This is a genomic window from Pseudomonas sp. S2_C03, from assembly GCF_054668405.1.
Genome location: NZ_CP162766.1, coordinates 2,534,270 through 2,546,670, shown reverse-complemented (window position 1 = coordinate 2,546,670; position 12,401 = coordinate 2,534,270). Strand labels below are relative to the sequence as shown.

Here is a 12,401-nt window from a genome sequence, read left to right as displayed (position 1 = left end):
CTATTACTCCGTGCCCGCAGGGTCGGCTTGCAGTTTGGTTTCGACTTCGATGGCCGGTGCAACGTTTGGCTTGATCCACCACGTGGCGATGCCAATGTCGTACTTGGGCGAGGTTTTCGGGTGACCGATGTGGTTCCAGTAGGCCACGCGCCAGGTCTTGATGTGCCAGTTGGGGATCACGTAATAACCCCATTGCAGCACGCGGTCCAGTGCGCGGGCGTGGGCCACCAGGCTTTTACGCGAGTCGGCGTTGATCAACTGCTCCACCAGTTGATCAACCACCGGGTCCTTGAGCCCCATGGAGTTGCGGCTACCAGGCCGGTCGGCGGCCTCGGTCTTCCAGAACTCGCGTTGTTCGTTCCCCGGTGAATTGGATTGCGGGAAGCTGCCGACAATCATGTCGAAGTCTCGCGAGCGCACGCGATTGACGTATTGAGAGACGTCCACGCGGCGGATCACCAGGTCAATGCCCAAGTCGGCCAGGTTGCGCTTGAAGGGCAGCAGCACCCGTTCGAATTCGGTTTGCGCGAGGAGAAACTCGATGGTCACCGGCTTGCCGTTGGCGTCGACCATCTTGTCGTCGACGATGCGCCAGCCGGCTTCCTGCAACAGTTGGTACGCCTTGCGTTGCTGGGTGCGGATCATGCCGCTGCCGTCGGTGACCGGGTTCTCGAAGGCTTCGGTGAACACCTGTTCGGGGATCTTGTCGCGAAACGGTTCCAGGATCGCCAGTTGCTCGGCGTCCGGCAGGCCGGTGGCGGCCATCTCGGAATTTTCGAAGAAGCTGCGGGTGCGTGCGTAAGCTCCGTTGAACAGCTGCTTGTTGGTCCACTCGAAGTCCATCAGCAATGTCAGCGCGTGGCGCACTCGCACGTCCTGGAACACCGGGCGGCGCATGTTGAAGACAAAACCCTGCATGCCGGTCGGGTTGCCGTTCGGGATCTGTTCTTTGATCAGCCGGCCTTCGGTGACCGCCGGGACGTTGTAGCCGTTGGCCCAGTTTTTTGCCGTCATCTCCAGCCAGTAGTCGAACTGCCCGGCCTTGAGCGCTTCCAGGGCCACGGTGTTGTCGCGGTAGTAATCGGTGAGCATCACGTCGAAATTGTAGAAACCACGGTTGGCCGGCAAGTCCTTGCCCCAGTAATCCTTGACCCGCTCATAGCGCACCGAGCGCCCGGCCTTGACCTGGCTGACCTTGTACGGCCCGCTGCCCAGCGGCATTTCCAGGTTGCCCTTGGTGAAGTCCCGGGTTGCCCACCAGTGCTTGGGCAACACGGGCAACTGGCCAAGAATCAACGGCAGTTCGCGATTGTTGGTGTGCTTGAACTTGAACAGCACGGTCAGCGGGTCTTCGGCTACGGCCTCTTCGACATCGCTGTAGTAGCCGCGATAGAGCGGGGCGCCGTCCTTGATCAGGGTCTGGAAGCTGAACACCACGTCTTCGGCACGTACCGGATGCCCGTCGTGGAAGCGCGCTTCAGGACGCAGGTAGAAACGCACCCAGCTGTTGTCCGGTGCTTTTTCGATCTTGCCGGCGATCAGCCCATATTCGGTGAACGGCTCGTCCAGGCCCTGTTTGGCCAGCGTGTCGTAGACCAGGCCGATATCATCCGCTGGCACACCTTTGCTGATGAACGGGTTGAGACTGTCGAAGCCGCCAAACCCGGCCTGGCGGAAGATGCCGCCCTTGGGCGCGTCGGGATTCACGTAATCGAAATGCTTGAAGTCTGCCGGGTATTTCGGCGGTTCGTTGTACAGCGTGACGGCGTGTTGTGGAGCGGCGCAGGCCAGTCCGGACAACAGCACGCCGCCCGCCTGCAGGAGCAGGGCACGTAAGGGTTTCATCGATCTTTCTCCGAAGACTTCAACCACCACGCGCTCAGGCCCAGGGTGTAGGGCGGCGTAGTGACGAAAGCGAACCGGTTGCGGTACGCCAGGCGGTGATAATTGAGATACCAGTTGGGAATCATGTAGTGCTGCCACAACAGCACCCGATCCAGCGCTTTGCCGGCGGCAACCTGTTCGTCACGGGTCTTGGCCGCGAGCAACTGATCGAGCAGGTGATCGACCACAGGGTTGGCGATGCCTGCATAGTTTTTGCTGCCTTTGATCCCCACCTGGCTGGAATGGAAGTACTGCCATTGTTCAAGGCCTGGGCTTAACGTCTGGCCCAGGGTCATGAGGATCATGTCGAAATCGAACTGATCGAGGCGCTGTTTGTACTGCGCGCGATCGACCGTACGAAGGCGGGCCTCGATGCCGATGCTGGCGAGGTTCTCGACATAGGGCTGCAGAATGCGTTCCAGGTTCGGGTTGACCAGCAGGATCTCCAGGCGCAGCGGTTGGCCGGTTGCATTCTGTACGCGCTGGCCGTTGAGTTTCCAACCGGCTTCGCCCAGCAGTCCCAGCGCCTTGCGCATGGTCTCGCGAGGAATGCCGCGACCCTGGGTTTGCGCCAGCGTGAAAGGCTCGGTGAACAACCGGTCGGGCAATTGTTCACGATACGGCTTGAGCATCAGCCACTCGTGACCCACCGGCAAGCCGCTGGCGGTGAACTCGCTGTTGGGGTAGTAACTCATGGCGCGCTTGTAGGCGCCGCTGAACAATGTACGGTTGGTCCACTCGAAATCGAACATCAGCCCCAGTGCTTCGCGCACCCTGGCGTCCGAGAACGTGGCGCGACGGGTATTCATGAACAGGCCCTGGGTCTGGGTCGGGATCTGATGGGCAATCTGCGCCTTGATCACGTCGCCGCGATTGACCGCCGGGAAGCGGTAGCCGGTGTCCCAGTTTTTCGCCTGGTGCTCGATGTAGATGTCGAATTCGCCGGCCTTGAACGCTTCGAACGCCACGTCGCTGTCGCGGTAGAACTCGACTTCCATGCGGTCGACGTTGTATTTGCCGCGGTTGACCGGCAGGTCTTTGCCCCAGTAATCCTTGACCCGTTCGAAAACAATCTGCCGGCCGGGTGTGACTGAGGTAATGCGATAGGGCCCGCTGCCCAGCGGTGGTTCGAATGTGGTCGCCTTGAAGTCACGACCTTTCCAGTAATGCTGTGGCAGCACCGGCAGTTCGCCGAGGCGCAGAATCAGCAGGGGATTACCGGCTCGCTTGAAGACAAAGCGGATCCGGTGTGGGTTGAGCACGTCGACCCGCAACACTTCCTGCAGGTTGGTGCGGTATTGCGGATGGCCTTCCTTGAGCAGTAGTCGGTAGGAAAACGCCACGTCGTAGGCGGTAATTGGCACACCATCGTGAAAGCGTGCTTCGGGACGCAGGTTGAATACCACCCAGCTGCGGTCCTCACTGTACTCGACCGACTGCGCGATCAGGCCATAACTGGACGTGGGTTCGTCGCCGGAGGGCGCATACTGGCCAGTGCCGACCATCAGCGGCTCGTTCAGCTCGTTGATGCCGTATTGCAGGAAATTCGGCGTGGCGACAGGGCTCGTGCCCTTGAAAGTATAGGGATTAAGCGTATCGAAAGTGCCAAACGCCATCACCCGCAACGTACCGCCCTTGGGCGCTTGCGGGTTAACCCAGTCGAAGTGGGTAAATCTGGCCGGGTACTTGAGCGTGCCGAACTGCGCATAACCATGGCTTTCGCTGATTGTCGCGCTTGCGGATGAGCTCAAGGCCAGGCTGATCAGTAACAGGAGGAGGGGACGCGTCAAGGGATCCGATCCAGGCGGCTTGGGCTTTTATGGCCAGTACAGTAACAGCTTGTATGGACAGGAAAAAGACGGGGCGTTAATGCGGGGTTAATTGTGGGTTACTGGCCTATGCGCACCCTGTAGGAGCAGCCGGTCGACAGGGGACCGGGTGAGCAATCCCAGATACAAAAAAGCCCCTGATTCCAGGGGCTCTTGTTTAGCGCGGTGAGGCGACCGTGAGCATTTGGCCAGGCTTGAGGGCCTTGCCCACGCGCGGGTTCCAGCGCTTGAGGTGTTGCATCTCGACGTTGAAGCGCTTGGCGACGATGTAAAGCGAATCACCTTGCTGGACCTTGTACTGGGTCTGTTCTTTCTTGCCCTTGGTCCTGGCGTTGGCTGCGACCACGGTGTCGACGCGCCCGGTGCTGCGTTTGCTGGTGTCCTGCATCACCAGGGTCTGACCGACCTTGAGGTTCTTGCCGGTGAGTTTGTTCCAGCGCTGCAGGTCCTTGACGTCGACCTTGTTGGCTTTGGCGATGGTGCCCAGGTTATCCCCACGCTTGACGCGGTAGCTGCGCTTGGCGCTGGCAATGGCGGGGCTGTCGGCGCCGTCGAAAACCGGCTTGAGCGGACGCTTGCTGATCAACTCGTCCGGGCGCATGGTCGACAGGCTGGTGGTCAGCAGTTGCGCCTTGGACGTTGGCACCAGCAAGTGTTGGGGGCCGTCGATGGTGGTGCGCTGCTTGAAGGCCGGGTTGAGCTGGAACAGTTCGTCTTCGTCGATATTGGCCACCGCGGCAACCTTGGACAGGTCCATGCGCTGGTTGATCTCGACGACCTGGAAGTACGGTTCGTTGGCGATCGGGTTGAGGTTCACGCCGTAGGCTTCGGGAGCCAGTACTACCTGCGACAGGGCCAGCAACTTGGGCACATAGGCCTGGGTTTCGGACGGCAGCGGCAGGTTCCAGTAATCGGTTGGCAGGCCAAGCTTTTCGTTGCGCTCGATGGCGCGGCTGACCGTGCCTTCACCGGCATTGTAGGCCGCCAGGGCCAGCAACCAGTCGCCGTTGAACATGTCGTGCAAGCGGGTGAGATAATCCATTGCCGCCGTGGTCGAGGCGGTAATATCGCGACGGCCATCGTAGAAGCGGGTCTGGCGAAGGTTGAAGTAGCGCCCGGTGGACGGGATGAACTGCCACAAGCCCACGGCGTCGGCCCGGGAATAGGCCATCGGGTTATACGCGCTTTCAATCACTGGCAGCAGCGCCAGTTCCAGCGGCATGTTGCGTTCTTCGAGGCGCTCGACGATGTAATGAATGTAGAGGCTGCCGCGTTCGCCGGCGTTCTCCAGGAAGGACGGGTTACTGGCGAACCACAGGCGTTGTTGCTCGATGCGCGGGTTTACGCCAATGCCTTCCTGCAATTGGAAGCCTTGACGCATACGCTCCCAGACATCCTGGGGAATCTGCGGGCTCGGCTTTTCGCTGAGCCAGATCGGCTTCTGTTTGGCCCGCGCGGCAATGTTCGGCGTGTGAGTCGCTTCAGTCTGCGGCACATGGCTGGAGCAGCCCGCCAGAGTGGCGGACACAGCCACCGCTATGGCTTGAGCCAGGCGGGTCAGTGCGTCTGAATTGATGGACTTACGAATAGATGACGACATTGGCTGGAAGTAAGTTCCGGGCAAAAATGTCGGGCGATTCTAGAAAGCGCACTCTATTCGGTCAACCATTGCGATCTGCCGCAGTGACGCAGGGGCGCTTCAGAACGTGTCTTTCCATGCCCTGAGGGCCGCAAAAACCGCACTTGGAGCCCGGTCTTGAGGGCCGTTCCGTTCGTCCACTTTATCTTTAACGGATGTTTCGGCGGTCCGCAGAAAGGGGTTCGTACGCTTTTCCAGGGCCAGCGTCGAAGGCAAGGTGATGATCCCGGCCGCCCGTTGTGCCGTGACGTTGGCCAAGCGTTCGACGGTATCAGGGTTGCCAGGCTCGACGGCCACCGCAAAGCGCAGATTGCTTAAGGTGTATTCATGGGTACAGTAGACGCGTGTCTGCTCCGGCAGGGCGGCCAGGCGGTTCAGGGATGCATGCATCTGTTCGGGGGTGCCTTCGAACAGGCGGCCGCATCCGGCAGCGAACAGGGTGTCTCCGCAAAACAGCACGCCTTCATGGTAGAACGCAATGTGTCCCAGGGTGTGGCCGGGAACGGCGTACACCTGGAACTCCAGGCCGAGCACGCTGACGCGGTCGTTGTCCTTGAGGGCGACGTCCCGCCCCGGGATTTTTTCGCTGGCCGGGCCGTAGACTTTCGCGTCCGTCGCTTTTTTCAGTGACTCTACGCCGCCGACGTGGTCGTGGTGGTGATGAGTGATCAGAATGTCGGTGAGCACCCAGCCCGGTTTGTCCGCGAGCCAGGCCTGTACCGGCGCGGCGTCGCCCGGATCTACCGCGGCGCAGCGGCGGGTGTCGGGGTCTTGTAACAACCAGATGTAGTTGTCGGTGAAGGCGGGCAGGGCTGTGATCTGTATCATCAAGGGATTCGCCAAGCGGTAAACAATGGCGCATCTTAGAACTTCCTGGCGCGTTGGAGAATGCAATGACTGATAAAGCGTTCGCTCAGGCCGATCCTGACTGGCTGGCGTTGATCAGCGCGGCACGTGAATGGCTGTCCGGCCCGATCGGACAGTTTTTGCTGGACGAAGAGCGGCGCATGCTCGAGGACGAGTTGGGGCGCTTCTTCGGCGGCTACCTGGTGCATTACGGTCCCTCGGCCGAGACACCGCCGTCGGCCACGCAGGTGCAGCGCAATGTACGCCTTGGCGCGCCGTTGCCGGGCGTCGAAATCGTTTGTGAAGAGCAGGCCTGGCCACTGAGCGAGCACGCCGCCGATGTGGTGGTGTTGCAGCACGGCCTGGATTTCTGCCTGTCACCACACGGGCTGCTGCGCGAGGCGGCAAGCGCTGTGCGGCCTGGCGGGCATCTGCTGATCATCGGCATCAACCCCTGGAGCTCGTGGGGATTGCGCCATGTGTTCGCCCACGACGCCTTGCGCAAGGCCCGTTGTATTTCCCCGTCACGCGTTGGCGACTGGTTGAACCTGCTGGGCTTCGCGCTGGAGAAACGCCGCTTCGGGTGCTATCGTCCGCCGCTCGCATCTCCCGCCTGGCAAGCCAGGCTGGCCGGCTGGGAGCGCAGGGCCGGTAGCTGGCAACTTTCGGGGGGCGGTTTCTATCTATTGGTGGCGCGCAAAATCGTGGTCGGCCTGCGTCCGCTGCGTCAGGAGCGTCGCGAACCAATGGGCAAGCTGATTCCGTTGCCGATGGCCAAGGTCAACCGGCGCAATATCGAACCGTAATCCCTGTTTTCATTCCGGTCGGGCGTGCCCCGGCGTCGGCCATCGTCGAGCGCGGCTCGACGAGCCATTGCATTTTTTGGAAAGACTGGCATGAGCGATAGTGTTGAACTCTTCACCGACGGCGCCTGCAAAGGCAACCCCGGCCCTGGCGGCTGGGGAGCATTGTTGGTGTGCAAGGGCGTTGAAAAAGAACTCTGGGGCGGCGAAGCCAACACCACCAATAACCGCATGGAACTGATGGGCGCGATCCGCGGGCTCGAAGAGCTCAAGCGTTCCTGCGATGTACTGCTGGTGACCGACTCGCAGTATGTCATGAAGGGCATCAATGAATGGATGGCCAACTGGAAGAAGCGCGGTTGGAAAACGGCGGCGAAAGAACCGGTGAAGAATGCGGACCTGTGGCGACAGTTGGACGAACAGGTCAACCGCCACAACGTCACTTGGAAATGGGTGCGCGGCCACATCGGCCACCACGGCAACGAGCGGGCGGACCAGTTGGCCAACCGTGGGGTGGATGAGGTTCGGGGGTTCAAGCAGGGTTAGGTTTTTTCTGTTGTACCGAGTCGCACCCAATCGCGGGCAAGCCCGCTCCCACAGTGGATTTGTGAACAGCATGGATCCCATGTGGGAGCGGGCTTGCCCGCGATTGAGACGACACAGTCCCCCTGAAACACCCCAGCAAGCATGCTAATATCCGCGCCTTTCACAAGACTCACCGATTGAGAGCTGAACACTGATGGCCACCAGATCCGTTGTACTCGATACCGAAACCACCGGCATGCCGGTGACCGACGGCCACCGGATTATCGAAATCGGTTGTGTCGAGTTGATCGGTCGGCGCCTGACGGGGCGGCACTTCCACGTTTACCTGCAACCGGACCGCGAGAGCGACGAGGGCGCCATTGGCGTCCACGGCATCACCAACGAATTCCTCGTGGGCAAGCCGCGTTTCCCTGAAGTCGCCGATGAGTTCTTCGAGTTCATCCAGGGCGCACAGCTGATCATCCATAACGCGGCGTTCGACGTTGGCTTCATCAACAACGAATTCGCCCTGATGGGGCAGCACGAGCGCGCGGATATTTCGCAACACTGCTCGATCCTCGACACCTTGTTGATGGCGCGGGAGCGTCACCCTGGCCAACGCAACAGCCTCGATGCCTTGTGCAAACGTTATGGCGTCGACAACTCTGGCCGTGAACTGCACGGCGCTCTGCTCGACTCCGAGATTCTCGCCGACGTCTACCTGACCATGACGGGTGGGCAGACCAGCCTGTCCCTGGCCGGCAATGCTTCCGATGGAGAAGGCGGCGCCAGCCGTGCCACCGAAATCCGCCGCTTGCCGGCTGATCGTCAGCCGGCGCGAATCATCCGCGCCAGCGAAGAGGAGCTCGCCCAGCACATGGCGCGCCTGGAAGTGATCGCCAAATCTGCCGGTGCTCCATCCCTGTGGCAACAACTCACCGAGGCCAAGGCCCAGGCCTGAGTCGTGGCCAAATGACAGTGCGCCGATCGGCTCGAGACCGGATTTCGCCACTCGCCACATCGGCCTCAACCCTCTACCCTGAGGTGATTGGCAAGCCTTGTCTTGTCGCCTCAGGACTCTGAGCCCCATGTACAAAGATTTGAAATTCCCGGTCTTGATCGTCCATCGCGACATCAAGGCCGATACGGTTGCCGGAGATCGTGTGCGAGGCATCGCCCGGGAGCTGGAGCAGGAAGGTTTCAGTATCGTCTCTGCGGTGGATTACACCGAGGGAAGGCTGGTCGCTTCGACCCATCACGGCCTTTCGTGCATGTTGATTGCCGCCGAAGACCCCAGCACGAATTCCCATTTGCTGCACAACATGGATGAATTGATCGCCTTGGCACGGGTGCGTGCACCGGATTTGCCAATCTTCGCCCTCGGCGAACAGGTGACGCTGGAGAACGCCCCAGCCGACGCCATGGACGAACTCAACCAACTGCGCGGCATTCTTTACCTGTTCGAGGACACCGTGCCGTTTCTGGCTCGGCAGGTGGCGCGTGCCGCACGCAAGTACCTGGACGGGCTGCTGCCGCCGTTTTTCAAGGCGCTTGTGCAACACACCGCCGACTCCAACTATTCCTGGCACACGCCGGGGCATGGTGGTGGCGTGGCCTATCACAAGAGTCCGGTGGGGCAGGCCTTTCACCAGTTCTTCGGGGAAAACACCTTGCGCTCGGATTTGTCCGTATCGGTGCCCGAGCTCGGCTCGTTGCTCGATCATACCGGGCCGCTGGCGGAAGCCGAAGCCCGGGCGGCGCGCAACTTCGGCGCCGACTACACGTTTTTCGTGATCAATGGCACGTCAACCGCCAACAAGATCGTCTGGCATTCGATGGTCGCCCGTGATGACCTGGTGCTGGTGGATCGCAACTGCCACAAGTCGGTACTGCATTCGATCATCATGACCGGGGCGATTCCCTTGTACCTGTGCCCGGAGCGCAACGAACTGGGGATTATCGGCCCGATCCCGCTCAGTGAGTTCAGTCGAGAATCGATCCAGGCCAAGATCGACGCCAGCCCGCTGACCCGGGGGCGTGAGCCCAAAGTGAAGCTGGCGGTGGTGACCAATTCGACCTATGACGGCCTGTGCTACAACGCCGAACTGATCAAGCAGAAGCTGGGCAACAGCGTCGAAGTGCTGCATTTCGACGAGGCCTGGTATGCCTATGCGGCGTTTCACGAATTCTTCGCCGGTCGTTATGGCATGGGCACATCACGCACCGAAGACAGTCCACTGGTGTTCACCACCCATTCCACCCACAAACTGCTGGCTGCGTTCAGCCAGGCATCGATGATCCACGTGCAGGACGGCGGCGCGCGGCAACTGGATCAGGATCGCTTCAACGAAGCCTTCATGATGCACATCTCCACCTCGCCGCAGTACAGCATCATCGCTTCGCTGGATGTGGCGTCGGCGATGATGGAAGGTCCGGCGGGTCGTTCCCTGTTACAAGAAATGTTCGACGAAGCCTTGAGCTTTCGCCGGGCGCTGGCCAATCTTCGCCAGCACATTGCCGCCGATGACTGGTGGTTTTCCATCTGGCAGCCGGCGTCGGCGGAGGGCATCGACCATGTGGTGACGCAGGATTGGTTGCTGCAACCCGAGGCGGACTGGCATGGCTTCGGTGATGTCACCGACGACTATGTACTGCTCGACCCTATCAAGGTCACCCTGGTGATGCCGGGCCTCACGGCCGGTGGCGCGTTGAGTGAGCGAGGGATTCCGGCTGCGGTGGTCAGCAAGTTCCTGTGGGAACGCGGGCTGGTGGTCGAGAAAACTGGCTTGTATTCGTTCCTGGTGCTGTTCTCCATGGGCATCACCAAGGGTAAATGGAGCACGTTGCTGACCGAATTGCTGGAGTTCAAACGCAGCTACGACGCCAACGTCAGCCTGGCGACGTGCCTGCCTTGCGTGGCCCAGCAGGACACCACGCGCTACAGGGGCATGGGCTTGCGAGACCTGTGCGATCAGTTGCATGCCTGTTATCGCAGCAATGCCACGGCCAAGCACCTCAAGCGGATGTACACGGTGTTGCCGGAGGTCGTCATGAAACCGGCCGATGCCTATGACCATCTGGTGCGTGGCGAAGTGGAGGCGGTGTCGATTGACGAACTGCAAGGACGCATCGCGGCCGTGATGCTGGTGCCGTATCCGCCGGGCATTCCGTTGATCATGCCGGGTGAACGGTTCACCGAATCGACCCGCTCGATCAACGATTACCTGGCGTTTGCGCGTACGTTCGACAGCAGCTTCCCCGGGTTCGTCGCCGACGTGCACGGCTTGCAACACGAAGATGAAGGCAATGGGCGGCGTTATACCGTCGATTGCGTTAAGGAATGAGGGTGTTCTCCAGCATGCGACCAGTCATGAATCCCAAGTATCCAGGTTTGTCGGTGCGCGTTGCCGATGAGGGTTTCCCATCTTATGTCTGGGGCAGTGATTTCAGCTTCGAAGTCGCGGCTTATGGGGCGGCGGAAATCGGCAAGCCGGTAGAGCAGTGGCGGGTGACCCCCATCACCCCTTATCGCAAATGCTACGGCATCGATCCCGAAGAGTTCAGCGCTTTTCACGATGCCGCTGACAGTGCGATTTTCATGGCTTATCTGGATGATGAACCGGTGGGGCACCTGGTGATCAGTACCAACTGGAACGGTTTTGCCCATATCGACGAACTGGCGGTGCATGCGCCGGCTCGTCGACATGGTGTGGCCAAGGCGCTGTTGGATGTAGCGCAATTCTGGAGTCGCAAGAAAAAACTGCCAGGCATCATGCTGGAAACCCAGAACAATAACCTGGGGGCTTGCCGGTTGTACGAACGCTGCGGCTACACGATTGGTGGGTTCGACCACCTGCGTTATCGTGGCATTGACCCCAATACCGCCGAGGTGGCGTTGTTCTGGTATCGGTTTTTCGACAACCCCCTTGAAAACCCGATCAGTTCGCCAACATCGCCGCGGCTTGTTCCGTGACGATTTCCAGCAAAGCCTGAGCCGCAGGTGAGGGTTCGCCATTTTTCAGCGACAAAGCGTAGACGCTGATGGGGACCGCAGGCGCTAGCGGGCACGTGTCCAAGCCCGCCGATTTGGCGCCGAGCGCGGTGAGCGGGTCGACGATCGCCAGGCCTTCGCCGGCCTCGACCATGCTGCGCATCATCTGATGGGTCTGTACGCGGGTGTGGATCACCGGGGCAGGGCGCAGGGCGTGAAGTTTGTGGTCCAGCGCCGGGTTCAGCGGATCATGACCTTCAAGGCCAACCATCGCTTGCCCGGCCAGATCTTGAAGGGAAATGTACTTTTGCTTGGGTTGTAGCCAGCCATGAGGGGCCAGCAACTGCAATTTGCCCTGAGCGATGACCTGGCAGTCGATGTCAGCGTGTTCGGGGTCGTGAAGGCTCAGGCCCAGGTCGCTTTCGCGCAGTAACAGGTGACGGACGATGTCGCGGGTGGGCTGGCTCAACAGGCTGCAAGGCACATCCGGCAGGCGCCGGCGCAGGGCGGCAATGCTTTGCGGCAACAACGCCTGGGCCAGGGGCGGCGTGCAAATAATGCGAAGCGGTGGGGCGTGATACTGTTTCAGGCTGCTGGCCAGTCGCTGGACCGGTTCGAGCGCCTCGTAGATGTGGGCAATCTCGACCTGTAGTTCACGTGCTTCACGCGTCGCCTGCAAACGCCCCCGAACGCTGGAAAACAGCATGAAGCCCAACTGACTCTCGATGTCGCGCAGCGTGCTTTCGATCTCGGCCACCGGCAGTTGCAGCCATTCGGCGGCGGTGCCCAGGTGACCGGTCTGCAAAAGCGCCTGAATTACTTCGATATGGCGTAAACGCATGCGTGAAGTCCATGTTCAGCGGGTGAAGAGTCAGTGGTTGAAT

The 12,401-nt window shown here is 60.5% G+C and carries 10 protein-coding genes; 5 read left to right on the top strand and 5 right to left on the bottom strand.

Translation table 11 applies throughout. The annotated features are described in order from the left end of the window. Positions 1 to 3: 3 nt before the first annotated feature. From AB4N64_RS11455 to gloB, 4 genes are all read right to left on the bottom strand, one after another. Positions 4 to 1,845, bottom strand: coding sequence for an extracellular solute-binding protein (locus AB4N64_RS11455; protein ID WP_460125535.1), 1,842 nt, complete (start codon positions 1,843 to 1,845; stop codon positions 4 to 6). Continuing rightward, positions 1,842 to 3,656 carry an extracellular solute-binding protein gene (locus tag AB4N64_RS11450; protein ID WP_460126714.1) on the bottom strand — a complete coding sequence of 605 codons (1,815 nt, stop codon included), beginning with the start codon at positions 3,654 to 3,656 and terminating at the stop codon, positions 1,842 to 1,844. The genes AB4N64_RS11455 and AB4N64_RS11450 overlap by 4 nt, the downstream gene beginning before the upstream one ends. Positions 3,657 to 3,870: 214 nt before the next feature. Then, entirely contained in the window at positions 3,871 to 5,313 is a 1,443-nt protein-coding gene (locus tag AB4N64_RS11445) for a transglycosylase SLT domain-containing protein (protein ID WP_460125533.1), read from the bottom strand. A gap of 99 nt (positions 5,314 to 5,412) precedes the next feature. Then, a complete protein-coding gene (gloB, locus tag AB4N64_RS11440) occupies positions 5,413 to 6,180 on the bottom strand; it encodes a hydroxyacylglutathione hydrolase (protein WP_460126712.1) in 768 nt (255 codons plus the stop codon). Positions 6,181 to 6,245: 65 nt separating this feature from the next. On the opposite strand from gloB, the gene AB4N64_RS11435 reads away from it, so the two are divergent. From AB4N64_RS11435 to AB4N64_RS11415, 5 genes are all read left to right on the top strand, one after another. Then, positions 6,246 to 7,004 (top strand): class I SAM-dependent methyltransferase, encoded by a 759-nt coding sequence (locus AB4N64_RS11435; RefSeq protein ID WP_460125531.1) that lies wholly within the window; start codon positions 6,246 to 6,248, stop codon positions 7,002 to 7,004. A 90-nt stretch (positions 7,005 to 7,094) separates the two neighbouring features. Beyond that, positions 7,095 to 7,547, top strand: a complete 453-nt coding sequence (gene rnhA, locus AB4N64_RS11430; RefSeq protein WP_460125529.1) for a ribonuclease HI — start codon at positions 7,095 to 7,097, stop codon at positions 7,545 to 7,547. A gap of 193 nt (positions 7,548 to 7,740) precedes the next feature. After that, entirely contained in the window at positions 7,741 to 8,487 is a 747-nt protein-coding gene (gene dnaQ, locus AB4N64_RS11425; protein WP_460125527.1) for a DNA polymerase III subunit epsilon, read from the top strand. 127 nt (positions 8,488 to 8,614) lie between these two features. Beyond that, positions 8,615 to 10,870, top strand: a complete 2,256-nt coding sequence (locus AB4N64_RS11420; protein WP_460125525.1) for an Orn/Lys/Arg family decarboxylase — start codon at positions 8,615 to 8,617, stop codon at positions 10,868 to 10,870. Between the two features lie 14 nt (positions 10,871 to 10,884). Beyond that, positions 10,885 to 11,499: a GNAT family N-acetyltransferase gene (locus AB4N64_RS11415; RefSeq protein WP_460125523.1), complete on the top strand. Its 615-nt coding sequence runs from the start codon at positions 10,885 to 10,887 to the stop codon at positions 11,497 to 11,499. Here AB4N64_RS11415 and AB4N64_RS11410 read toward each other — a convergent pair. Then, positions 11,465 to 12,358 (bottom strand): LysR substrate-binding domain-containing protein, encoded by an 894-nt coding sequence (locus tag AB4N64_RS11410; RefSeq protein ID WP_460125521.1) that lies wholly within the window; start codon positions 12,356 to 12,358, stop codon positions 11,465 to 11,467. The two genes, AB4N64_RS11415 and AB4N64_RS11410, sit on opposite strands and share 35 nt — an antisense overlap. Between the last annotated feature and the right edge of the window lie 43 nt (positions 12,359 to 12,401).

What these genes read in the sequence shown, in the direction of transcription:
- AB4N64_RS11455 (WP_460125535.1), bottom strand. Translation starts at nt 1,845, where the DNA reads ATGAAACCCTTACGTGCCCTGCTCCTGCAGGCGGGCGGCGTGCTGTTG.
- AB4N64_RS11445 (WP_460125533.1), bottom strand. Translation starts at nt 5,313, where the DNA reads ATGTCGTCATCTATTCGTAAGTCCATCAATTCAGACGCACTGACCCGC.
- gloB (WP_460126712.1), bottom strand. Translation starts at nt 6,180, where the DNA reads ATGATACAGATCACAGCCCTGCCCGCCTTCACCGACAACTACATCTGG.
- AB4N64_RS11435 (WP_460125531.1), top strand. Translation starts at nt 6,246, where the DNA reads ATGACTGATAAAGCGTTCGCTCAGGCCGATCCTGACTGGCTGGCGTTG.
- rnhA (WP_460125529.1), top strand. Translation starts at nt 7,095, where the DNA reads ATGAGCGATAGTGTTGAACTCTTCACCGACGGCGCCTGCAAAGGCAAC.
- dnaQ (WP_460125527.1), top strand. Translation starts at nt 7,741, where the DNA reads ATGGCCACCAGATCCGTTGTACTCGATACCGAAACCACCGGCATGCCG.
- AB4N64_RS11420 (WP_460125525.1), top strand. Translation starts at nt 8,615, where the DNA reads ATGTACAAAGATTTGAAATTCCCGGTCTTGATCGTCCATCGCGACATC.
- AB4N64_RS11415 (WP_460125523.1), top strand. Translation starts at nt 10,885, where the DNA reads ATGCGACCAGTCATGAATCCCAAGTATCCAGGTTTGTCGGTGCGCGTT.
- AB4N64_RS11410 (WP_460125521.1), bottom strand. Translation starts at nt 12,358, where the DNA reads ATGCGTTTACGCCATATCGAAGTAATTCAGGCGCTTTTGCAGACCGGT.